This is a genomic window from Telluria sp. B2 (assembly GCF_051789535.1).
Classification (GTDB): domain Bacteria; phylum Pseudomonadota; class Gammaproteobacteria; order Burkholderiales; family Burkholderiaceae_D; genus Telluria.
Map to the genome: position 1 here is coordinate 2,410,928 of NZ_CP196525.1, position 23,260 is coordinate 2,434,187.

The window sequence follows — 23,260 nt, forward strand, 5'->3', positions numbered from 1 at the left end:
AGGCTGGATGTAGGATGTTTTGTCAGTGCAGTCCTACTAGGAAAGATGCGCCCGATCATCCCTTTTGTTTTGGTCAGGAAAGGAATTTGGCCCATAATGTGCGCCAACGCTTTTTCCCCCGCATTTTTCCCTTAATCCGTTCGCGCATGCACATCCTGCTCGTGGAAGACGACGCCGTCCTCGCCGACGGCCTGACCCGCACCCTGCAAGCCCAGGGCATGCAGGTCGAGCTCGCGCGCGACGGCCTGCAGGCCGACGCCCTCCTGCAGCGCAAGCCGCCCGTCGTCGCCGTGCTCGACATCGGGCTGCCGGGCATCGATGGTTTCGAAGTGGTGCGGCGCCTGCGCGCCCGCGGCGACGCCACCCCCGTGCTGCTCCTGACCGCGCGCGACGCCGTCGAGGACCGGGTGCGCGGCCTGGAGACCGGCGCCGACGATTACCTGGTGAAGCCTTTCGCCACACCGGAACTGGTGGCGCGCATCCGTGCGCTGGCCCGGCGCAATGCCCCGAAAAGCAATGTGCTCGCGCTCGGCAACATCGTGCTCGACAGCAGCGCGCGCCGCGCCCGTGTCGGCGAACGCCCGCTCGAGCTGTCGGTGCGCGAGTGGGCCGTGCTCGAATACCTGCTGCAGCACGCCGGCCGCGTGGTGTCGAAACAGCAGATCGTCGACGCCATCGCGCCCTGGGGCGAAGACCTGACCCTGAACGCGGTCGAGGTCTATGTCTCGCGCCTGCGCCTCAAGCTCGATGGCGCCGGCGTCTCCCTGCGCACCATCCGCGGGTTCGGTTACCTGCTCGAAGCAGCGGCATGAGCACGCCCGCATGCGCACCCTGACATGAACAGCATCCGGCTGCGCCTGCTCAAGTGGCTGGTCGCGCCCATCCTGGTCGTCAACCTGGGCGCCGCCGCGCTGACCTACCTGCTCGCCTGGACCCCGGCCCAGCTCGCCTTTGACGAGGGCCTGCGCAGCGCCGCCGGCGAAATGGCGGCGCGCGTGCGCCGGCAGGGGCCGGTCGCCCTGGCGGAGCCGGCCGCGTTCGGCGACGGCGCCGGCGAAGCGAGCTGGACCGCGCTGCATGGGGCCGACGGACGGGTGCTGGCCGGCAGCGCCGCGCTGCCGCGCCCGCAAGGCGCCGGCCTGCTCGATGCCCGCCTGCAGGGCGAGCCGGTGCGCATCGCGGTCGCCGCGCTGGAGTGGCAGGGCACCAGAGCCTGGGTCAGCGTGGCGCGCACCGTGCGCGCCCGCCAGCAGGTGCGCGCGGCCATCGTGCGCTCGCTGGTGCTGCTCGAAGTGCTGTTCAGCCTGGCATTGGTCGGGCTGGTGTGGTTCTCGGTGGGGAATGGCCTGGCGCCGCTGGCGCGCCTGCGCGCCCGGCTCGATGCGCGCGGCAGCGCCGACCTCGCCCCGCTGGACGACAGCCACATGCCTCGCGAGCTGGTCCCTGTGGTGGACGCCTTCAACGCCCTGCTGGGACGGATCGCGGCCGGCGCCCGCGCCCAGGACGAGTTCCGCGCGAACGTCGCGCACCAGCTGCGCACGCCGCTGGCCGGGCTCAAGCTCCAGCTCGAGTGGCTGGCGGCGCGCCATGCGGACGACCCAGAGTCGGCGCGCTCCACCGGCCTGCTGCTGCAGGCCATCGAACGGATGATCCGCCAGACCAACCAGCTGCTCTCGCTCGAACGCGCCGAGCCGAACCGCTTTGCCCGGTCGCGCCTGGCGCCGCTCGACCTGTCCGAGCTGGTGGCCGAGACCATCGGGCACTTCGTCGAACAGGCGGCGAGCAAGGACATCGACCTCGGCTTCGAGCTGGAGCCGGCGCGCATCGAGGGCGACCGCTTCCTGCTGCGCGACCTGATCGACAACCTGGTCGACAATGCGCTGCGCTACACGCCGGCGGGCGGCCGGGTGACAGTGGCCTGCGCCCCGGGCCGCTCCGGCAGCGTCCTGCGGGTCGAGGACGACGGTCCCGGGATTCCCGTCCACCTGCGCGAGAAGGTGTTCGAGCGTTTCGTGCGCCTGGACGAGCAGACCACGGGCAGCGGCCTGGGCCTGGCCATTGTGCGCGACATCGCCAACCTGCACGGCGCCGAGCTGGGCATCGGCGCGCCGGAGCAGGGCAGCGGAGCGGTCTTTACTGTCCAGTTCCCCTAGCGAGGCGCACGCGGACCCGGCGGTGAGAACAGCCGCGGCGCTTGCCGTGCATTGCCGGACCAGTGTCCTGCCGGTCATCCTGCGCGGCAGGTTCGCATGAAGCGGTATCGGCATCGGCGTCGGCCTGTGTTCCGGTCTTGCCGCGTTTCGCCAGCAGGCTGGCCAGGACACCGAGGGTGCCGATCGTTGCCAACAAGGCGTCGAGCATGTGTTCCTCCATGGATTCAGGGGTGCAGAAGCGTGGGGGCATAGGTCTTCACGAAGAAGGCCAGCGTGATGCAGGAAGTGGCGAGCAGGGTGATGACGCGGACGATGCCCGGCGCCGCGCGCCGTCCGAGCCGGGCCCCGCCGTAGCCGCCGGCGACGGCGCCGGCCAGCATGGACAGCGTCTCCGGCCAGCGCACCGCGCCGGACGCGACGAAGACCAGCACCGCCACCGTGTTCGCCGCGCTGACCAGCAGGGTGCGCGGGGCATTGAGCTGTTTCAGGTCGCGCCGGTCCAGCAGTCCCCAGACGGCGATCATCATGATCCCGACCGCGCCGCCGAAATAGCCGCCGTACACGCCGAGCGCGAACTGGACCGCCAGCACCACGCGCGGGTGGATGCGGCAGCGGGCGCGCAGCACTTCGCCAAGGCGGCGCCCGAACGCCAGCGCAAGCGAGGCAAGCAGCAGCAGCCAGGGCAGGACGACACCGAAGGCGGCGGAGGAGGTCCGCAGCAGCAGGACGGCGCCGGCAAGGCCCCCGGCGAGCGTTGCCCCCAGCAGCGCACGCAGCGGTACGCTTCCCACCGGTTGCAGGCCCTCGCGGTAGGCCCAGGCGCTGGCCAGCCCGCCGGGGAACAGGGCAACGCTGCTGGAAGCGTTCGCCTGGACCGGAGGCAAGCCTGCCGCGATCAGCGCCGGCAGGCTGACGAAAGAACCGCCGCCGGCCAGCGCGTTCATCGCGCCGGCAAGCATCCCAGCAAAAAATGTGAGAAGCATCGTGTTCATGCACCGATCTTAGGCAGCGGTGTGGCGATTGGCAATCTGGCAATTCCGGTGCTAGACTTCGGATTTTCCGAAGACAGGGACCGATGCGATGCGCTTTGACCTGACCGACCTGCGGCTCTTCCTGAGCGTCGTCGAATGCGGCAGCCTGACCGGCGGCGCACGCGCCATGCACCTGGCCCTGGCTTCGGTCAGTGAGCGCATCGCCGGCATGGAAGAGGTGCTCGGAGCGCCGCTGCTGGAACGCAACCGGCGCGGCGTGCGCGCCACCGCCGCCGGCCAAGCCCTGGTGCGGCACGCCCGCGCCATCCTCGGCCAGGTCGAACAGATGCGCGGGGAATTGCGCACTTATGCCACCGGCCTGAAAGGCCGCGTCCGCCTGTTATCGAATACCGCCGCCATGGCATCCTTCCTGCCGCCCCAGCTGTGCCGCTTCCTGGCGACCTACCCGGACCTGTCGATCGACCTGGAAGAGCGGCCCAGCACCGAGATCGTCCAGACCCTGGTGGACAAGCGCGCCGACCTCGGCATCGTCGCCGACGTCACCGACCTGGGCATGCTGCAGACCCACCTGATCGCCAGCGACGAGCTGTTCGTGGTGGTCAGCCGCACGCACCGCCTGGCCCGGCAGGAAAAAGTGGTGTTCGCCGATATCCTCGCCGAGCCCATCGTGGGTATGAAGGACACCGCGCTCGAGACCCACCTGGCCGAACGCGCCGCGCGCCTGGGACGCCAGCTCGACTACCGCATCCAGTTGCGCAGCACCGAACACGTGGGCATGCATGTCGAGGCCGGGATCGGCGTGTCGATCATGTCCGGCGCCCTGGCCAGGACCATCCGACGCGACCTCGCCATCCTGCCGCTGGCGCAAGACTGGGCCGTGCGCCGGCTCTACCTGTGCGCCCGCGACTTCGCGCGCCTGACGCCGCATGCCCAGCTGCTGGCGCAGCAATTGTTGCAAGCGGCGTCATAGGCAGGCGTTTCAGGCGTTCATCTGTCAGGATTTTGTCAGCATTTCCTCAGGGTAATGCAAGCTTTCTCCGCTATTATTCTCCTACGGCAACTTTTCTTTCCGCGCGCTGCGCCCAATCGAGGAACCCATGAAACGCCAGGCTGGCTTTACGCTCATCGAACTGCTGATCACCCTGGTCATCGTTGGCATCCTGACCGCGGTGGCGGTGCCGGCCTACGGCAACTACGTGCTGCGCACGCGGCTGACCGATGCCTATTCCGGCCTGGCCGGCGTGCAGCCGCTGGCCGAGCAGTTCTGGGCCAACGAACGCACCTACGAGGATCTCGACGCCGCCGGCGCGGGCGTGCTGCCGGCCGCGACCGAGAACTTCACCTACGCCTTGAGCGCTGCCGACGAAACTTCCTACACGGTGACCGCCACCGGCCGCAACGGCGCCGCCGGCTTCGCCTTCACGATCGACCAGAGCGGCAACCGCGCGACCACCGCCGCGCCGGATGGCTGGGACACCAGCGAAACCTGCTGGGTCAGCGACAAGGGCGGCAAGTGCAGCGAATGAGCGCACCGATGCGGCGTGTCGCCGGCTTCACGCTGCTCGAATCCTTGATCGCGCTGGCGATCGTCGCCGGGCTGCTCGCCTTCGGCGCGCCGCGCATGGCCGCCTGGGTCAATGCCAGCCGCGCCGCCTCCGCCGCCCAGTTCTATGCCGAAGGCTTCGCGCTGGCGCGCGCCCAGGCGCTCTCGCACAACAGCGCCAGCCGCCTGGTGCTGAGCGCGAACCCCGCCAACGGCCAGCGCGACTGGCAGGTCGACATCTGCTTCCCGCGTCCCGATACCCCCTGCAACGACGACAGCGGCGACTGGTCGAGCACGGCGGCCCCGGCCGGGCTCGATCCCGAAGGCGAGGCCGGCTTCAAGTCCGTGCTGCGCCGGGCCGATGCCTTGCCGGGCACCGACGTGCTGGTCCAGACGCTCGGGCCCGACGACGCCGAAGCCGTGTATTTCACACCGGTCGGCTGGGTCGACACCTCGGTGGCGCCGCGCATCGAACGCATCGACCTCGAACCGGCCAGCGGGCACGAAGACGACTTCAGGCCGGCCGCCGTGGTGCTGACCCTGGCCGGCGTCGCCACCAAATGCCAGCCCGACGCGCCCGACACCGATTCCCGCAGGTGCCCGCCATGAGAACCCACGCCGTCAGATCCCACTCCATGCGCCGCCAGGCCGGCGTCTCCCTGATCGAAGCGCTGCTGGCCGCCGTGCTGCTGGCCATCGGCCTGCTCGGCACCATCGGCCTGCAGGCGCGCGCCTACTCGGCCCTGTCCGACGCCGGGCTGCGCGCCGAAGCGACCATCGCCGCCGAAGAGTTGCTGGGCGTGATGAGCACCGATTCCGCCCACCTGGACGACTACGCGCTGGCGGCCGGCGACGAGCCGGGCGAGCGCCTGGAAGCCTGGTACGACAAGACCCTGGCCCGCATTCCCGGCGCGGCAATCACGGTCAGCGTCGACGAGGGCACGGCGCCCGACCCGAGCGAAGTGGCGATCGCGATCAGCTGGCAGCGCAAGGCCGACGCGCCGCGCAACCGCCACGAAGTGCGCGCCTTCATCTCGGGGGCGCTCTGATGCATCGTCCTCCCATGCATCGTGCTCCCATGCGCCGCCGTGCTTCCCAACGCGGCTTCTCGCTGGTCGAACTCCTGGTCAGTGTCGTCATCGGCCTGCTGGCCCTGGTGTTCGCCACGCGCCTGATCACCGGCGCCGAGCAGAACAAGGCCAACGCCCTCGGCGGCTCGGACTCGATGCAGAACGGGATGCTGGCCATGTTCTCGATCAGCGGCGACGCCCAGCAGGCCGGCTTCGGCCTGAACGACCCGATCCTGGTCGGCTGCAACACGCGCTTTACCGATAGCGGCGGCTACCAGCTCGCCAGCGCACTGCGCGGCACCGCCACCGTGCGTCCGCTGGCGCCGGTCGTGATCGAGTCGGGCGGCGCCGCGCCCGACCGCATCACCCTGTATGCGGGCAGCTCGATGAGCGGCACCGGGACGCTGCGCGTGATCAGCGACTACATCGGCGGCACCCGCCTGGACGTCGACCGCGTGCCTTACGGCTTCAACAGCGGCGACGTGGTGGTGGTCGCCCCCGACAACGTCGGCGCCGGCAACTGCGCCCTGGCGCAGATCTCGGACGACCCGGCCGACCACGCCGCGCCGCCCGAGCAGCAGTACGTGATGGTCGCCGGCGGCGCCGGTTTCCGCTTCAACAGCGGTTCGCTCGGCGCCAACTACAGCGGGGGCGTCACCCGCGTGTTCAACCTGGGGCCGGCCCGCGGCCTGGCCTTCCATACCTGGTCGGTCGACAACGGCTTCCTGCGCCTGCGCTCGACCGACCTGGCCGGGTCCGGCGCCGAGCCGGCCACGGTGGCCGACAACATCGTGTCGATCAAGGCGCAGTACGGCTTCGACACCCGCACGGGCGCCGCCTTTGCGCCGCAGGACGGGCTGCAGGTGGGCCGCTGGTCGTCGACCATGATCGACGCCGACGGCGATGCGACCGTCGGCGGCGCCGGCGACTACCAGCACATCGCCGCGCTGCGCATCGCCGTGGTGGCGCGCAGCGCCGCACGCGAGCGCCCCGGCGCGGACGGGCTCTGCAACGCCTCGACCGCCAAGCCGGTGGTCTTCGCCAGCGCCGTGCCGCAGGGCGTGACGGCGTCCTCGATCACGGTCGAGGTCGGGGCCAACGGGGAGGACACCGGCTGGCGCTGCTACCGCTACCGCGTCTTCGAAACCATCGTCCCGCTGCGCAACGCCGGCTGGAGGCCGTGAACATGCGTCATACACACCCGCGCCGCCAGGGCGGCTTGGCCCTGCCGGTCATGCTGATCATCCTGCTGGTGATGCTCATCTCGAGCATCTACCTGCTCAAGTCGAGCAATTCGACGACCCTGACGGCCTCGAACCTGGCCTACGATTCGGCCCAGAGCCGCGCGGTCGACTTCGGCCTGCATGCCGGCTTCAAGTGGCTCAGCGACACGGCCGGCGCCAACAAGGCGCTGCTGAACGAAGACCTGGCCGCCCAGGGCTACCTGGCCACCCTCGACACCACGCTGACGGCACGATCAAGCGCCTTCTGGAACGGCAGCCGCACGGTCGAGCACGAAGGCCAGCAGGTCGAATACGTGGTGCACCGCTTGTGCCTCCTGCCCGGGCCCTACGACGGCGCCGGCAATGCCTGCATCCAGACCGCCGACAACGGCTCGAACGGCGGCACCGTCATGTCGCCCGGCGAGAGCCTGGCGGCCGACTCGCCGCAGTTCGCATCGACGCCGAAGGTGCACTACGTGGTCACGGCGCGCCTGTCCGGCGCGCGCGGCGGCAACGTGGTGAACCAGCTGGTCGTGCTGATCGGCGCATGAGGCGCGTGGCCCCAACAAGAACCGGTCGACAGGACCGGACAACGAGAATGGAATCGCGCATGAATCGCCTGTTTTCCCTGTTTGCCCCGCTGCTGCTGGCCCTGCTGGCGCTGCCCGCGCCCTCTGCGCAGGCGGCGCCCGTCAGCATCGCCCAGGTGCCGCTGCTGAACATCAGCGGCACCGGGACGGTCAAGCCGAACCTGATGCTCCTGTACGACAACTCGGGCTCGATGACCAGCACCTACACGCCCGACTACGTCAACGACACCAGCAGCTGCCGCGCACGCGCGACCATGGCCGACGGCATCCGCGCCTGCCGTCCCGGCGATCCTCCCTACAACAGCCCGGACTTCAACCGCCAGTACTACAACCCGAAGGTGCGCTACCTGCCGCCGGTGAAGGCCGACGGCACTTCCTACCCGTCGCAGGACGCCGTGCAGACCACCAACTGGACCTCGGTGAGCACCGACCCCTTCGGTGTCGACAAGACCGACATGCTGGGCAGGCCGGCCGACAGCACCAACCTGGCGACGGGCTTCCCGGACCTGCGCTGGTGCGACAGCGCGGACTGCGGCTACAACACCACCGGCTACACCTATCCGAACGCCACCCGCTATTCGGCCGATTACTTCCTCGGCAATCCCTACTACTACACGATCAACGTCGCCGAGTACTGCACCGACACCACGCTGACCAACTGCCGGGTGACGGCGGTGGGCGCCGCCGCGCCCGAAGGCTATCCCGAGCCGGCGCGGGTGCGTTTCTGCACCGACCGCGCGCTGACCAACTGCCAGGCCAAGTACGTCGGCAACTTCAAGTACCCGCGCTTTTCCGACCCCAACCGCAACCCGGACTGGTTCGGCACCATCACCATCAAGCCCTCGCCGTATACCGGGTCGATGACCATCAGCAGCGTGCAGGTGGTCGCGCCGAACGGCACCTTCACCTTGACCGACACGGCGGTCACCGCCGCCAACGGCACCGACACCGTCGCCCGGCAGAACGCCGTCGCCGCCGCGCTGGCGGCCTCGATCATCGCCAAGGCCGGGCTGGCCGAGCAGTACACGGCCTGCCTGCGCACCGCGACCGGCAGCGTGCCGGCCTGCTCGCGCTTCGGCATCAACCTGTCCGCCGACAACATCGTGGGCGTGGTGCCGATCAGCTGCCCGTCGGGCACCAGGGGCAAGACGGTCGGGACCGGCGCCTGCAGCCTGGTCGACGACGGCAGCCGCGCCGGACGTGACCTGATCGTCCATTCCGGCACCCGCGTCACCGCGCTCCTGAGCATCAGCGGCACCGCCAACAACTCGAAGAAGCAAGTCCTGACCGGCATCACCTTCGGCGGCGTGCAGCTGTTTTCCAGCTCGCTGACCCTGAACCTGGGCTCGTCCAGCTCCTCGGTCGCCACCCAGATCAGGAACAAGATCGGCACCACGAACGGCGTCACGGCCTACGTCGGGAAAACGAGCTCGGCCACGGCCGGCGAGATCTGCGCGGCCGCCAGCACCTCCACCGTCTGCCTGGTCACCAGCTCGATGTCCATGCTCGGCGCCAACATCGCCCTCGGCTCGCTCTCGAACAACGGCAACAACCGCGATCCCAACCTGAAGTTCGGCGCCACCGCCGGCGTCAGCGACGGCGTGCCGACCGAAGTCACGCCGCTGGGCGCCTCGGTGTTCGTGCGCACCGACATCGTCCCGACCCGCAACAGTTATCCGAAGGACCTCAAGCGCACCGACTGCGCCGGCGCCACCTGCACCTACCTTGAGGAGATGACCAACTTCGCCAACTGGTACGCCTACTACAAGACGCGCAACCAGATGATGAAGACCGCCGTCGGCCAGGCCTTCCAGCCGATCGCGGACAACTACAACGTCGGCATCGTCTCGCTCTCGACCGCCGCCGCCCAGGGCACGATCCGCCAGCCGCCCAGGCCCTTCACCGGCACGGACCGCAGCGCCTGGTACAACGCCCTGTATGGCATGAGCCCGAGCGGCTCGACCCCGATCCGCCAGGCCCTGCATGCGGTGGGCAAGATGTACGCCAACCGCGACCCCTACGACTACGCGGCCGGCAGCGAGGTGGTGCAGTTCGCCTGCCAGCAGAACTTCACTTTCGTGACCACCGACGGCTACTGGAACGGCGGCGCGGCCGACGGCGTGGTCAGCAACGACGAGGAAGAGAGCGCCTCGCGCTTCTGCTCGCGCGCCAAGGGCTGCGTCGACCCGAGCGACCAGGCCGCCAATTCGCTGGCCGACGTCGCCCTGTACTGGTACAACGGCGGCTCCAACGACGGCGTCGCCTCGCTGCGCGACTCGCTCGAGAACTGGAATGCGCCGGACGGCCTGGTGGCCGCCGCCGCCGGCGAAAACACGCGCCTGCACATGAACACCTACGCGCTCGGCCTGGGCGTGGACGGCATCATGACCTACGACGACAAGTACGACACGGCGCCCAAGCCCGGCAGCGACTTCTACAAGCTGATCACCGGCGTCTCCACCGGCTGCCCGTGGAACAACAACGGCCCCTACGTCTGGCCCAACCCGTACACCAACATCGACGACGGCGGCGCGGCCTACCAGTCGCGTGTGGACGACCTGTGGCACGCGGCCATCAACGGCCACGGCAAGTACTTCAGCGCCTCCGATCCGCTGCAGGTGATCCAGGGCCTGCGCGCGGCCCTGTCGAACATCGAGGTGAAGATCGGCGCGGCGGCCGCGGCGGCGACCTCGACCCCGAACATCTCGCAGCAGGACAACGACATCTTCTCGGCCACCTTCACCACCGTGCGCTGGTACGGCGAACTGTCGGATAAGAAAATCGACACCGTCACCGGCGTCGTCGGCAAGGACCTGAACTGGAACTCGTCGGAGACGGTGGGGCGCAAGGTCGGCCTCGATGGCGACACTCGCCGCATCCTCATGGCCGGCGTCGACCCGACGGCCCCGCCGGACGACGACGGACTGAAGGACTTCAGGTTCGAGATCATGACCGACGCCGAGAAGGCCTGGTTCCACGAGAAGTGCAGCGCCCTGGCGCAGTGCGCCACCCTCTCGGAGGCGAACCGCGCCATCGTCAACGACGGCGCCAACATCGTGAACTGGCTGCGCGGCCAGCAGCAGCATGCCAACGACATCCTGCTGCGCGCCTATTCGAGGACCAGCAATGTTCCCGCCGGCCTCACGGCGCCGCTGCCGATCGTGCTCGGCGATATCGCCTCCTCCAAGCCGGCCTACCTGCGCGACCCGCGCAAGGCGTATACGCGCGACAGCTACAACCAGTACAAGCTCGACAACGCGAGCCGCCAGCCGACCGTGTTCGCCGCAGCCAACGACGGCATGCTGCACGCCTTCGACGCCAACACCGGCGAGGAAATCTGGGCCTACGCGCCGCGCATCACGATGAAGAAGCTGTACAAGCAGGCCAGCACGACCTACGGCACGGCCCACCAGTTCACCACCGACGGCTCGCCCGAGGTGGCCGACGTGATGATCGGCGGCGAATGGCGCAGCGTGCTGGTGGCCGGCCTGAACGCCGGCGGGCGCGGTTATTATGCGCTCGACGTCACCGATCCCGACAGCCCGAGGGCGCTGTGGGAGCTGTGCGCCGATCCCGCCGTGTGCAGCGGCATCAACTACGACGCCGATCTCGGCCTGTCCTTCGGCAATCCGCAGTTCGGCACCTGGAAGGACGCCGGCAACGTCGAGCACTGGGTGGTGTTCCTGACCTCGGGCTACAACAACATCCCCGGCACCGACGGCGTCGGCGTGGGCAACGGCAGGGGCATTCTCTACGTGGTCGACATCGCCACCGGCCGCGTGCTGTCCAAGGTCGCAACGCCCGCCACCGACCCGAAACGGGACTATGTCCAGAACCCATCGGGCTTCGCGCGCATCACGGCCATCAGCAGCAATCCGAACACCGATCCGCTGGTGACCTATGTCTACGGCGGCGACAACGACGGCTTCATGTGGCGCTTCGACTTCACCACCGCGGGCAACCAGACGGTCCTGAAGATGGGCGGCAGCGGCGGCGGCCAGCCGATCACCACGCGCCCGGACGTGACCATGTGCCAGGTCGCCAGCGTGGCCGAGGACGGCAGCCAGAGCACCAGGCTCGAGCGGGTGGTGGCCTACGGCACCGGACGCCTGCTCGACCAGGTCGACATCGGCAACACCGACGTGCAGAGCGCCTACGTGCTCAAGGATGCGGGCGCGACCATTCCCGAATCCGAGTGGCGCGGCGTGTCGAAGATGGCGCAGCAGACCCTGAGGAAGATCAGCGGCACCAGCACCGCCTACTCGATCAGCGGCGCCGTCGACCTGTCGACCCAGCACGGCTGGTACGTGGACTTCAACCTGAACGATGGCGAGCGCGTGAACCTGGACCCGAAGATCGTCTCGGGCGGCCTGAACATCGTGACCAACCTGCCGAGCTCCTCGTCGAGCTGCAAGGTGGGCGGCACCAGCAACGTCTACCAGCTCAACGTCTGTACCGGCGAGCCGCTCGGCCAGGTCGTCAAGGACAGCACGGGAACGAGCTACACGATCGCCGGCCAGACCCTGTCGAACGCCTCGGCCGCGGTCGGCTTCATCATCGTGCGCCTGCCTTCCGGCGCCCTGAAGATGATCACCACGACTGCCGACGGCAACACCATCACCTCGGGCGTGGCGCCGGCGCAGTCCGAAGGCGCCTCGCGCGCCGGCTGGCGACGGGTACGGGAGTGAACGGCCGGGCAGGGAGGCGTAGGGTGGGCGCCCCCGCGCCCACGCGTGAACGATGAGCAGACGCGGCGCTTTATGAACGCCAGCACGACGCAGACTTCACGCGTGGGCACAGGGCGCCCACCCTACGCCTGCACCAGCCGGCGGCCCCGCGCCCCATTCATTTCACACGGCAGCCCCCGGAATCGGTAAAATCGAGGGTTTTCTTCATTGGGGCCACTGGGGCTCGACTATGTCCAACGAACTTGACATCCTTGCCACGGACGGCGCGAACGCCGAGGCAACCGATACCGCGGCCGCAGGCGCGGCCCGCCAGGGCGGCACGATCGCCCGCGAAGTCGCGCGCCGCCGCACCTTCGGCATCATCTCCCACCCGGACGCCGGTAAAACCACCCTGACCGAGAAGCTGCTGCTGTTCTCGGGCGCGATCCAGCTCGCCGGCACCGTCAAGGGCCGCAAGAGCGGCCGCCATGCGACCTCCGACTGGATGGACATCGAGAAGCAGCGCGGCATCTCGGTCGCGTCCTCGGTGATGCAGTTCGAATTCCGCGACCACGTGATCAACCTGCTCGACACCCCGGGCCACCAGGACTTCTCGGAAGACACCTACCGCGTGCTGACCGCCGTCGACTCGGCGCTGATGGTGATCGACGCCGCCAAGGGCGTGGAAGAGCAGACCATCAAGCTGCTCGAGGTCTGCCGCATGCGCAACACCCCGATCGTCACCTTCATGAACAAGCTCGACCGCGAAACCCGCGATCCGCTCGAGCTGCTCGACGAACTGGAATCGGTGCTGAAGATCGAGTGCGCGCCGGTGACCTGGCCTATCGGCATGGGCAAGAACTTCCGCGGCGTGTATCATCTGCTGAACGATACGATCATGCTGTTCAAGGCCGGCGAGGAAAAGGCCGATGGCGCCTTCGAGATCGTCAAGGGCATCGACAACCCGAAGCTGGCCGAGATGTTCCCGCTCGAGATCGAGCAGCTCAAGATGGAAGTGGAGCTGGTGCATGGCGCCTCGCATCCCTTCGACCTGGAGCGCTTCCTGTCGGGCGTGCAGACCCCGGTGTTCTTCGGCTCGGCGATCAACAACTTCGGCGTGCGCGAGATCCTGTCGGCCCTGGTCGACTGGGCCCCGGGCCCGCGCGAGCGCGACGCCACCGTGCGCGCGGTGAACCCGGAAGAGCCGAAGTTCTCGGGCTTCGTGTTCAAGATCCAGGCCAACATGGACCCGGCCCACCGCGACCGCATCGCCTTCCTGCGCGTGTGCTCGGGGCGCTTCGAGAAGGGCATGAAGGTCAAGCACCTGCGCCTTGGCCGCGACGTGAAGCTGTCCTCGGTGGTGACCTTCATGGCCTCCTCGCGCGAGCAGGTCGAGGAAGCCTACGCCGGCGACATCATCGGCCTGCCGAACCACGGCAACATGCAGATCGGCGACAGCTTCTCGGAAGGCGAGCTGCTGACCTTCACCGGCATCCCTTACTTCGCCCCGGACCTGTTCCGCACGGTGCGCATCCGTAATCCGCTGAAGATCAAGCAGCTGCACAAGGGCCTGCAGCAGCTGGGCGAGGAGGGCGCGGTGCAGGTGTTCAAGCCGGTGCTGGGCTCGGACCTGATCCTGGGCGCGGTCGGCGTGCTGCAGTTCGAGGTGGTGGCGAGCCGCCTGCTGAACGAGTACGGCGTCGATGCGGTGTTCGAATCGTCCAGCATCAGCAGCGCGCGCTGGGTGTCGAGCGACGACAAGAAGGCGCTGGCCGACTTCGAGAACCAGCTCGGCCACCAGGTGGCCTATGACGCCGCCGGCAACCTGGCCTTCCTGGCGACCTCGGGCGTGAACCTGCGCCTGACCCAGGAACGCTGGCCGAAGCTGACCTTCCACGCGACGCGCGAGCACGCGGCCAAGCTGGACTGATCGATTCGGCGGCACTGCCATGGAAACGGATCCACGACTCATGTGGGTCCGTTTTTTCATGGGCGCCGTTTCCGGACGACGAGAATCGCTTGCTTTGATGTGGAATTCATTATTACCACTACCTAGCAACAAATAGTTCGTCACACTGTTTGCACGATGCGACCGACTGGAATATAGTTGTTCTTACCAAACGAATAACTGCTTCCGGAGGTTGGTGCATGGGATTGCCGCGTCGTTGTCATCTGTACCTGTTCATCGCCGGGCTGCCCGTCCCGGCCTACGCCCAGCAGTCCGCGCCGGACGGGCCGGTCGCCCGGGTCGAAGTCAAGGGCGGCGCGGCCAGCTACGATCCGCGCCGCGACGACACGGCGACGCGCATCGTGGTCGGCCGCGAGGAAATCGAGCGCTACGGCGACACCAGCGTGTTCGATCTCTTCAGGCGCATCCCCGGCGTGACGGTGACGCGCGGCGCCGGGCGCGATGCCCAGGTGCGCATGCGCGGCCTCGGCGAGGGCTATACCCAGATCCTGCTGGACGGCGAACGCACGCCGGCCGGCTTCACCCTCGACACCCTGGCGCCCGAGACGATCGAGCGCATCGAGGTGCTACGCGCGGCGACGGCCGAGTTCCCGACCGAGTCGGTGGCCGGCACCATCAACATCGTGCTGCGCAAGAAGGCGCGCAAGCGCGAGCGCGAAGCGAAGCTGGGTTACCTGCTCTCGGACGAGTTTCGCGGGCCGACCTTCAGTACCCAGCTGGCCGACCGTGGGGAGCGGTCGTCCTGGTCGTTCTCGGCCAGCGGCAACCATGACGGGCTCGCGCGCGAATCGACCGCCTACGAGCGCAACACCCGGCCCGACGGCGTGGTCGACACCTACCGGAGCACCGCGCTGGCCGAGCGCGGGCGCATGAACCGCCTGAACCTCGCCCCGCGCTTCAACTGGACCCTGGAGAGCGGCGACACCGTCGAGTGGGAGAGCCTGGCCAACGGCGGAAGCTTCCGCAACAACGGCCATGCCCGGGTAGCGACCCGGTCCGGCAATCCGCCCCCGGTGCCGGACCTGCTGACCTTCGGCGAGTTCGACGACAGGATGCTCAAGTCCGACCTGCGCTGGACCCATGGCCTGGCGTCCGGCGCGAAGCTCGAGGCCAGGCTCGGCCTCGAGGGCACGCGCCGGAAGACCCTGGTGCGCCGCATCGGCGCCGATAGCCTGGGACGCGCCGCCACGAACGGCAGCGTGTTCACCGAGACTCATGCGAAAGGCGCCAGCAGCACCGGCAAGTACGCGCGCGCCTTCGAGGGCGGCCACCTGCTCGCGCTGGGCTGGGACCTGGGCTTCAACGCCAGCGAGGACCTGCGCGCCGAGCGCGACACGGTGCGGGTCCTGCCGCCCGGCCAGCCGCCCGACGAGACCTTCGCGGCGCGGGTGGCGCGCGCCGCCGTGTATGCCCAGGACGAATGGACGCTCAACCCGCGCTGGTCGGTCTACCTGGGCGCGCGCTGGGAAGGCGTGCGCACCCGCGTGACCGGCAACACCTTCGAACCGGCCCGGGTGAGGTCGAGTGTCCTGAGCCCGGTCTTCCAGAGCCTGTGGAAGCTGCCGGGCGAGAAGGAGGGGCAGAGCGACCAGCTGCGCCTGGCCGTGAGCCGCACCTACAAGGCGCCGGACCTCTACAGCCTGGTGCCGCGCCGCTACGCATGGGAGAACAACAGCGCCACCGAGGCCGACTACCAGGGCAACCCGCACCTCAAGCCGGAACTGGCCTGGGGCATCGACGCTGCCTGGGAACACTACTGGGCCCAAGGGGCGATGGTCTCGCTCAGCGGCGCGCTGCGCCGCATCGACAACTACACCAGCAACCGCATCTATTTCGACGGCCTGCGCTGGCTCTTCACGCCGGCGAACGAGGACCGCGCCGAGATGCGCAGCCTGGAGCTGGAAACGCGCTTTCCGCTGGCCGCGCTGGTCGAGGGCGCGCCCAGCATCGATTTGCGCGCCAGCGTGAGCCGCAACTGGTCGCGCGTGGAATCGGTGCCCGGCCCGAACAACCGCATGGAGCAGCAGACGCCGCTCACCGCCAACCTGGGGATCGACTACAAGCGCGGCGCGCTGTCGGCGGGCGGCAGCGTGGCGCACCGGCGCGGCGGGCAGGTGCGGGTGGCGGCGAACCGCGGTTTCTACAGCGAGGCGCGCACCGACCTCGAGGCCTATGCCGTATGGAAGTTCAATCCGAAGCTGCAGCTGCGCGTGGTGGCCTCGAACCTGCTTGGGGAGCACAATGTCTTCGAGCCAAGCTATACGGATCCGGCCGCGGGCACGGAAAGGCGCCGCTGGGATTATCCGGAGAGCGTCAAGCTGCGCACCACGCTCGAGATGACTTTCTGAACGCCCGTTTATCGATCGCGCCTCACATGGCCTGCGCCGGCGGCGCCGGGGCGGTCTCGGCCTGCGACAGGACCTGGTTCGCCACCGTGCCGTCGGGCTCGGTGACGCGCAGCTGCACCGGCATCCAGTTGTATCCGGGCGCCAGCCACAGCTCCAGCCTGGGCATGCGCGGCCCGGCCAGTTCGGCCAGGCGCACCGTGGCCAGCCTGCCGGCGCCGGTCGCCAGTTCTTCGCGGCCCAGCACCCGGAAGCGTGCGACCTGGGCGCCGCCCGGGCCGCCGACCACGATCTCGATCACGTCCTGCATCTGCTCCGGCTGGGCCAGCCCCATGCCCGCGAGCTGCATCAGCACCGAGGCCCGGTCCTGGCTGCCCAGGTGCAGCGGCGCGCTCCCGGCGCCGGCCTCGAACTCGATGCGTCCGGCCGCGCGGTCGAAACGGGTGATGCGGTCGCTGCCGTCTTGCTGGTGCTCGCTGGCCAGGCTTGGCGCGATGCCGGCATCATCGCCGCCGCCTTCGCTTTCCAGCAGGCCGAGCACGCCCTCGACGCGCAACTGGTAGTGTCCGCCTTCCGCTTCCCAGACGAGCTGGGCTTCGCCTTCATCCGACGGCGGACGGCCGGGAAGGGCGCGGCTCATGCTGTAGCGCAGGCGCGCCGAGGGCGGCATGCGCACCAGGTAGCGGCCGGGCATCTGCAGCGGCGCGGCGCCGGGTGCTGGATCGTCCGCCGTGGCTTCGGACACGGCTGCGGACGGCGAGCCGGAAGGCGCGGGCAGCAGTGGCTGCAGCGGCGGCAGGGCAGTAGACGTGGGCGGCGCGACCTGGCTTGCCGGCCGGGGCGGCGGGGAGGGCAAGGCCGGCTGGACGGCAGGCTCGGGCGCGACGTCTGCCGGTGGCGCCACGCGCTGGAGGCGCAGCGCGATCGGCGTTCCCGCCGCATCGTACGCCGCGGCGTCCAGGCGCGGAGCGATCCAGGCCAATACGAGCAGGTGCAGCAACAGGGACAGGCCGCCCAACGCCAGCAGGCGCCGGTGCCGGGCCAGGTGGACGGCAATCTTCATGCCGCTAGTTTAACTGCGCCCACGCAATTGTCCATGGCGCCACGCCCGGTCGCCCCGGCGCGGACGGTCTTGATTTTCCGCAAGAGCCGGGCCGGGGCGATGCCGTAGATTGGTCAAATGCGTTGAAGAAATTCCGCGCGTTGCCGACATCGAGGGCCCTATGACGATCTTCCAGTGCTTCCCCGCCGCGGCCGGCCCGGCCGTGTTCCCATCCCTTGCTCCCTCGGCCAGATCATGCTCGCGCGTCTGAAAATCGGCCCCAAGCTGCTGCTTGCCCCCGCGGTCGTGCTGGTCCTGCTGGTGCTGCTCTCGAGCGGCGCCTGGTATGCGATGGTGCGCCAGAACGATTCGCTCGAAGTCATCGTCCACCAGCGCGCGGCGCACATGCGCGCGGCCAGCGAGCTGGTGGTGGCGGCCCAGCGCGGGCATGCCCAGGTCTACCAGCTCCAGACCTGGATAGGCGGGAGCTTCCCGAAGAAGCGGATCGAGCCGCTGATCCGCGAGATCCACCGCCAGCACCGCGTCACGGAAGACGGGCTGGCGCGGGTCGCGCGCATGACCCAGGCCGGCAGCGCCGAGCGCCGCTACGTGGAACAGGCAGCCGAGGCCTACCGCGTCTACACGGCGGCCGTGCGCGACGTGCTCGAGATCGTGCGCGACGACCAGTCGATCGGGGCGAACGCCATGAGCAAGGCCGACAGCGCCTTCACCGTGGTCGCCCAGCGCCTGACCGAACTGTCGGAACTGGAGCAGGCGCTGTCGCGCGCAGCCTCGGACAGCGCGGCGGCCGATTTTCGCATGATGACCTGGGTGATGCCCTGCGTGATCCTGCTGGCGGTGGCGGTGTCGCTGCGCATCACGATGGCGGTGCGGCGCGCCCTGCTGCTCGAGATCCGCAGCATCGGCGCGGCGGCCGTCGACCTGGCGAGCGGCGACCTGACGGTCAAGGACCGGGTCTACGGCAACGACGAGATCGCCGAGACCTCGCGCGCGCTCGACGCCAGCATCCGCAACCTGAACTTCACGCTGCGCACCATCCTCGAGTCGGCGCGCTCGATCGGCAGCGCCTCGCGCGACATCGCCCTGGGCAACCTGAACCTGACCACGCGCGCCGTGTTCCGCGCCAGTTCGCTCGAACACACGGCCTCCTCGATGCAGGAGCTGGCCGCCACCGTCAACCAGACCGCCGACAGCGCGCAGGCGGCGAACCGCCTTGCCGCCTCGGCCACGAACGTGGCGCAGCAGGGTGAAAGCGTGGTCGACCGCCTGGTGACGACGATGGAGTCGGTCAAGGGCAGCGCGCGCCGGGTGGACGACATCGTCGGCCAGATCGACGCGATCGCCATCGAGACCGGCACGCTGGCGCTGAACGCCGCGCTCGAGGCGGCGCGCGCGGGCGAGGGCGGCCGCGAGTTCGCCCTGGTGGCGGCCGACGTGCGCACGCTGGCGCTGCGTACCGGCGCGGCGGCGCGCGAGATCCGCGAGCTGGTGGCGCAGTCGGTGGCCGAGATCGAGGGCGGCACCGCCTGCGCGGCCCAGGCCGGCAGCAGCATGGCGACGATCGCAATGTCGGTGCAGCAGGTGGGCGACATCATCAGCCAGATCAGTTCGGCCAGCGCCGAGCAGGCCAGCGGCCTGAACGAAGTGAGCGAGGCGATCGTGCAGATGGACCAGGTCACGCAGCGCAACTCGACCCTGGTCGAGGAAGCGGCGGACGCGGCGCGCACCCTGCAGATGCAGGCACTGACCCTGTCGCGCGCGGTGGCCGCCTTCCGCCTCGACGAGGCGGTGAGCGTGGATGCGCCGCCGCCCGAGGAAAAGCAGAGCGCCGTACGTAACTGGTCGCGCCTGGTGACCGAAGCCGGCGCGCAGCCGCCGGCTGGCGGGGAGCGGCGCAAGCATGCGCGGCCGCATCTGCACCTGGCGTCGCGGCGGGATTGATCCGTAGGGTGGGCGCCCCGTGCCCACGCGTGACGCCTGCGTCGTGTTGGCGTTCATGAAGCGCCGCGTTTGTCCACGCGTGACGCCTGCGTCGTGTCGGCATTCATGAAGCGCAGCGTCTGCTCATCGTTTACGCGTGGGCACGGGGCGCCCACCCTACGTCCGGTCGCCGTCCATAAAAAAGCCCCGCCGGCGCTTGCGCGCGGCGGGGCTTTTCACATCACCTCAGCGAGGAATTACTCGTAATCGCTGATCGGCGCGCAGCCGCAGAACAGGTTGCGGTCGCCGTAGACGTTGTCGGCGCGGCCGACCGGCGGCCAGTACTTCTTCTTGCGCAGCGAGGCCACCGGGAAGGCCGCCACCTCGCGGGTGTAGGTGTGCTGCCAGTCGTCGGCGGTGACCACTTCCGCGGTGTGCGGAGCACCCTTGAGCGGGTTGTCCATCTTGTCGTACTCGCCGCGCTCGACCTTCACGATCTCGGCGTGGATGGTGATCATCGCCTCGATGAAGCGGTCCAGCTCGGCCTTCGATTCCGACTCGGTCGGCTCGATCATCAGCGTGCCCGGGACCGGGAAGCTCATGGTCGGGGCGTGGAAGCCGAAGTCCATCAGGCGCTTGGCCACGTCTTCGTTGCTGATGCCGGTCTTGTCCTGCAGCGGGCGCAGGTCGATGATGCACTCGTGCGCGACCAGGCCGTCGTGGCCGGTGTACAGCACGGGGTAGTGCGGGGCCAGGCGGCGCGCGATGTAGTTGGCGTTCAGGATCGCGGTCTCGGTCGCGGCGGTCAGGCCTTCCGCGCCCATCATCGCGATGTACATCCACGAGATCGGCAGGATCGAGGCCGAGCCGTAGGCCGCCGCGCTCACCGCGCCGATGCCCGCTTCGTTACGGACGTAGCCGGTCGATAACTGGTTCGGCAGGAACGGGGCCAGGTGGGCGCCGACGCCGATCGGGCCGACGCCGGGGCCGCCGCCGCCGTGCGGAATGCAGAAGGTCTTGTGCAGGTTCAGGTGGCTGACGTCGCCGCCGAAGGCGCCCGGTGCGGCCACGCCGACCATCGCGTTCATGTTGGCGCCGTCGACATACACCTGGCCGCCGTGCTGGTGCACGATCTCGCACAGTTCGCGGATGCCCTCTTCGAACACGCCGTGGGTCGACGGGTAGGTGACCATCACGCAGGCCAGGTCCTTGCTGTACTGCTCGGCCTTGGCCTTCAGGTCGGTCAGGTCGACGTTGCCGTTCTCGTCGCAGGCGGTGACCACGACCTTCATGCCGACCATGCTGGCCGACGCCGGGTTGGTGCCGTGCGCCGAGGACGGGATCAGGCAGATGTTGCGGTGGCCTTCGCCGCGCGACTCGTGGTATTTCTGGATGACGAGCAGGCCCGCGTATTCACCCTGCGAGCCGGCGTTCGGCTGCAGCGAGATCGCGGCGTAGCCGGTGGCGGCGCACAGCATGGCTTCGAGCTGGCCGATCATTTCGCGGTAGCCGACGGTCTGGTCTTCCGGTGCGAACGGGTGGATGTTCGAGAACTCGGGCCAGGTGACCGGGATCATCTCCGAGGTCGCGTTCAGCTTCATGGTGCACGAACCCAGCGGGATCATGGTGCGGTCCAGCGCCAGGTCCTTGTCTGCCAGCGAACGCAGGTAGCGCAGCATCTCGTGCTCGGCGTGGTAGCGGTTGAAGGTCGGGTGGGTCAGGTAGGCGGTGCTGCGCGCCAGGGCGGCCGGGTAGGCGTCCTGGGCGTCCGAATCCAGCGAGTCGATGTCCACGAGTTTGCCACCTTCCTTGCCGTTGCCGAAGATGGCGAACAGCAGGGCCAGGTCGTCGCGGGTGGTGGTCTCGTCCAGCGACACGCCGACGTGGTTGTCGTCGATGCGGCGCAGGTTGACGCCGGAGCTTGCCGCGGCGGCGTGCAGCGCTTGCGCATCGCCCTTGACCGTCAGGGTGTCGAACCAGGTCGTGTTCAGTACCTCGACGCCGAGCGACTTCAGGCCGGCGGCCAGGATCGCGGTCTGGCGGTGTACGCGCTGGGCGATGCGCTTCAGGCCCTGCGGGCCGTGGTAGACCGCGTACATGCCGGCCATCACGGCCAGCAGCACCTGGGCGGTGCAGATGTTCGAGGTCGCCTTTTCGCGGCGGATGTGCTGTTCGCGGGTCTGCAGCGCCAGGCGGTAGGCCTGGTTGCCCTGGGCGTCGACGGTGACGCCGACCAGGCGGCCGGCCATCGAGCGCTTGAATTCGTCGCGGGTGGCCAGGTAGCCGGCGTGCGGGCCGCCGAAACCGAGCGGCACGCCGAAGCGCTGGCTGTTGCCGACGACCACGTCGGCGCCCCAGGTGCCCGGTGCTTCCAGCACGGTCAGGGCCAGCAGGTCGGCGGCGACGACGACCATTGCTCCAGCAGCGTGCAGGTGCTCCACGGCGGCGCGGTAGTCGCGCACTTCGCCGTTCACGCCCGGGTACTGCAGCAGCACGCCGAAGCAGCTCATTTCATTACCCTTTGCGAGCTTCTCGATCTCGCCCGCCGCGATCACGCGCACTTCGACACCGATCGGCTTGGCGCGGGTCTGGACCACTTCCAGGGTCTGGGGCAGCACGTCGTCGGCCACGTAGAACACCTTCGAGGCCGACTTGCCGACGCGCTGCAGCAGGGTCATGGCTTCGGCGGCGGCGGTGCCTTCGTCCAGCATCGACGAGTTGGCGATGCCCATGCCGGTGAGATCCGTGATCATCTGCTGGAAGTTCAGGATCGCTTCCAGGCGGCCCTGCGAGATCTCGGGCTGGTAGGGCGTGTAGGCGGTGTACCAGGCCGGGTTCTCGAAGATGTTGCGCAGGATGACCTTCGGGGTGTGGGTGCCGTAGTAGCCCTGGCCGATCATCGACTTCATGACCTTGTTCTTCGACGCCAGTGCCTTGAGCGTGGCGAGCGCGTCTTCTTCGCTGCGCGGCTCGACGAACTGGCCCAGGTCGAGCGTGTCCTTGCGGCGGATGTTCGCGGGGACGACGGCGTCGATCAGCGCGGCGCGCGATGCGTAGCCGAGGGTCGACAGCATGGCTGCCTGTTCGGATTCGGAGGGACCGATGTGGCGCGGAATGAACGCGTCGCGTGCTTCAAGTTGGGTGAGGCTGGTGCGGGTCATGGTAGAGGCCGAAAGAGCTGGCGCGCTTGGAGCGCCAAAGGATTGGGAATCTGGTGGAGCTGGGGTGGCGCCGGATTGGCGCCGGTGCGCCAGTTGGGGACTGGCGCACCGATTTCAAGAACCGATCAGTGGTCGGTGGTCTTGCCGTAGGCGTCGGCATCCATCAGGCCGTTGATCGCGTTCGGGTCGCTCGGTTGCAGCTTGAACAGCCAGGCGCCGTAGGCATCCTGGTTGATCGAGTCCGGGGCGTCCGCGACCGGCTGGTTGACGGCGGTGACGGTGCCCGAGACCGGCGCGTAGATGTCGCTGGCGGCTTTCACCGACTCGACCACGGCGGCGTCGTCGCCGGCGGTGAAGGACTTGCCGACCTGCGGCAGTTCGACGAACACGATGTCGCCCAGGGCGTCCTGTGCGTACTCGGTGATGCCGACGGTCAGGGTGCCGTCGGCTTCGAGGCGGACCCACTCGTGGGACTCGGTGTATTTCAGGTCGGCTGGGATGTTCATGTAAGGGGCTCCTGGTTGGGATGAGGTGTAATTATAAATCTGGATATGCGCCGGGATA

Annotated in this window: 17 protein-coding genes; 12 read left to right on the forward strand and 5 right to left on the reverse strand. The window is 68.8% G+C overall.

What is annotated here, in order from left to right; genetic code table 11:
* The first annotated feature begins 146 nt into the window (after window positions 1–146).
* Both ACSUZJ_RS10805 and ACSUZJ_RS10810 read left to right on the forward strand, forming a co-directional pair.
* Complete coding sequence (locus ACSUZJ_RS10805; RefSeq protein WP_499415951.1) at window positions 147–812, forward strand: response regulator transcription factor; 666 nt, start codon at window positions 147–149, stop codon at window positions 810–812.
* Between the two features lie 24 nt (window positions 813–836).
* Window positions 837–2,153, forward strand: a complete 1,317-nt coding sequence (locus tag ACSUZJ_RS10810) for a sensor histidine kinase (protein WP_499415953.1) — start codon at window positions 837–839, stop codon at window positions 2,151–2,153.
* Here ACSUZJ_RS10810 and ACSUZJ_RS10815 read toward each other — a convergent pair.
* Window positions 2,134–2,361 (reverse strand): hypothetical protein, encoded by a 228-nt coding sequence (locus ACSUZJ_RS10815; protein ID WP_499415954.1) that lies wholly within the window; start codon window positions 2,359–2,361, stop codon window positions 2,134–2,136. The two genes, ACSUZJ_RS10810 and ACSUZJ_RS10815, sit on opposite strands and share 20 nt — an antisense overlap.
* A gap of 16 nt (window positions 2,362–2,377) precedes the next feature.
* The gene (locus ACSUZJ_RS10820; protein ID WP_499415956.1) at window positions 2,378–3,145 is read right to left on the reverse strand and encodes a sulfite exporter TauE/SafE family protein; all 768 of its coding nucleotides are present in this window, start codon (window positions 3,143–3,145) and stop codon (window positions 2,378–2,380) included.
* Window positions 3,146–3,233: 88 nt separating this feature from the next.
* Here ACSUZJ_RS10820 and ACSUZJ_RS10825 point away from each other — a divergent pair, with 88 nt between their 5' ends.
* The 9 genes from ACSUZJ_RS10825 (at window position 3,234) to ACSUZJ_RS10865 (ending at window position 16,555) form a co-directional block, all read left to right on the forward strand.
* The gene (locus ACSUZJ_RS10825) at window positions 3,234–4,115 is read left to right on the forward strand and encodes a LysR substrate-binding domain-containing protein (protein ID WP_499415958.1); all 882 of its coding nucleotides are present in this window, start codon (window positions 3,234–3,236) and stop codon (window positions 4,113–4,115) included.
* Between the two features lie 127 nt (window positions 4,116–4,242).
* Window positions 4,243–4,671, forward strand: coding sequence for a type IV pilin protein (locus ACSUZJ_RS10830; RefSeq protein WP_499415960.1), 429 nt, complete (start codon window positions 4,243–4,245; stop codon window positions 4,669–4,671).
* Complete coding sequence (locus ACSUZJ_RS10835; protein WP_499415962.1) at window positions 4,668–5,297, forward strand: pilus assembly FimT family protein; 630 nt, start codon at window positions 4,668–4,670, stop codon at window positions 5,295–5,297. The genes ACSUZJ_RS10830 and ACSUZJ_RS10835 overlap by 4 nt, the downstream gene beginning before the upstream one ends.
* Window positions 5,294–5,737 (forward strand): prepilin-type N-terminal cleavage/methylation domain-containing protein, encoded by a 444-nt coding sequence (locus ACSUZJ_RS10840; protein WP_499415964.1) that lies wholly within the window; start codon window positions 5,294–5,296, stop codon window positions 5,735–5,737. The genes ACSUZJ_RS10835 and ACSUZJ_RS10840 overlap by 4 nt, the downstream gene beginning before the upstream one ends.
* A 14-nt stretch (window positions 5,738–5,751) precedes the next feature.
* Entirely contained in the window at window positions 5,752–6,942 is a 1,191-nt protein-coding gene (locus ACSUZJ_RS10845; protein ID WP_499415966.1) for a PilW family protein, read from the forward strand.
* A 2-nt stretch (window positions 6,943–6,944) separates the two neighbouring features.
* Complete coding sequence (locus ACSUZJ_RS10850) at window positions 6,945–7,532, forward strand: pilus assembly PilX family protein (RefSeq protein WP_499415968.1); 588 nt, start codon at window positions 6,945–6,947, stop codon at window positions 7,530–7,532.
* A gap of 59 nt (window positions 7,533–7,591) precedes the next feature.
* Entirely contained in the window at window positions 7,592–12,259 is a 4,668-nt protein-coding gene (locus tag ACSUZJ_RS10855; protein ID WP_499415970.1) for a pilus assembly protein, read from the forward strand.
* A 229-nt stretch (window positions 12,260–12,488) separates the two neighbouring features.
* On the forward strand, window positions 12,489–14,168 hold the full coding sequence (locus tag ACSUZJ_RS10860; protein WP_499415972.1) for a peptide chain release factor 3: 1,680 nt from the start codon (window positions 12,489–12,491) through the stop codon (window positions 14,166–14,168).
* A 218-nt stretch (window positions 14,169–14,386) separates the two neighbouring features.
* Window positions 14,387–16,555 (forward strand): TonB-dependent receptor plug domain-containing protein, encoded by a 2,169-nt coding sequence (locus tag ACSUZJ_RS10865; protein WP_499415974.1) that lies wholly within the window; start codon window positions 14,387–14,389, stop codon window positions 16,553–16,555.
* 22 nt (window positions 16,556–16,577) lie between these two features.
* Here the strand turns inward: ACSUZJ_RS10865 and ACSUZJ_RS10870 are convergent, their stop codons facing one another.
* The gene (locus tag ACSUZJ_RS10870) at window positions 16,578–17,615 is read right to left on the reverse strand and encodes a DUF3108 domain-containing protein (protein ID WP_499415976.1); all 1,038 of its coding nucleotides are present in this window, start codon (window positions 17,613–17,615) and stop codon (window positions 16,578–16,580) included.
* A 234-nt stretch (window positions 17,616–17,849) separates the two neighbouring features.
* Between ACSUZJ_RS10870 and ACSUZJ_RS10875 the strand changes: the two genes are divergently transcribed.
* Window positions 17,850–19,556: a methyl-accepting chemotaxis protein gene (locus tag ACSUZJ_RS10875; protein WP_499415978.1), complete on the forward strand. Its 1,707-nt coding sequence runs from the start codon at window positions 17,850–17,852 to the stop codon at window positions 19,554–19,556.
* 236 nt (window positions 19,557–19,792) lie between these two features.
* Here ACSUZJ_RS10875 and gcvP read toward each other — a convergent pair whose 3' ends face one another.
* Together gcvP and gcvH are read right to left on the reverse strand one after the other, a co-directional pair.
* A complete protein-coding gene (gene gcvP, locus ACSUZJ_RS10880; RefSeq protein ID WP_499415980.1) occupies window positions 19,793–22,696 on the reverse strand; it encodes an aminomethyl-transferring glycine dehydrogenase in 2,904 nt (967 codons plus the stop codon).
* 125 nt (window positions 22,697–22,821) lie between these two features.
* Window positions 22,822–23,202 (reverse strand): glycine cleavage system protein GcvH, encoded by a 381-nt coding sequence (gene gcvH, locus ACSUZJ_RS10885; RefSeq protein WP_499415982.1) that lies wholly within the window; start codon window positions 23,200–23,202, stop codon window positions 22,822–22,824.
* Window positions 23,203–23,260: the final 58 nt, after the last annotated feature.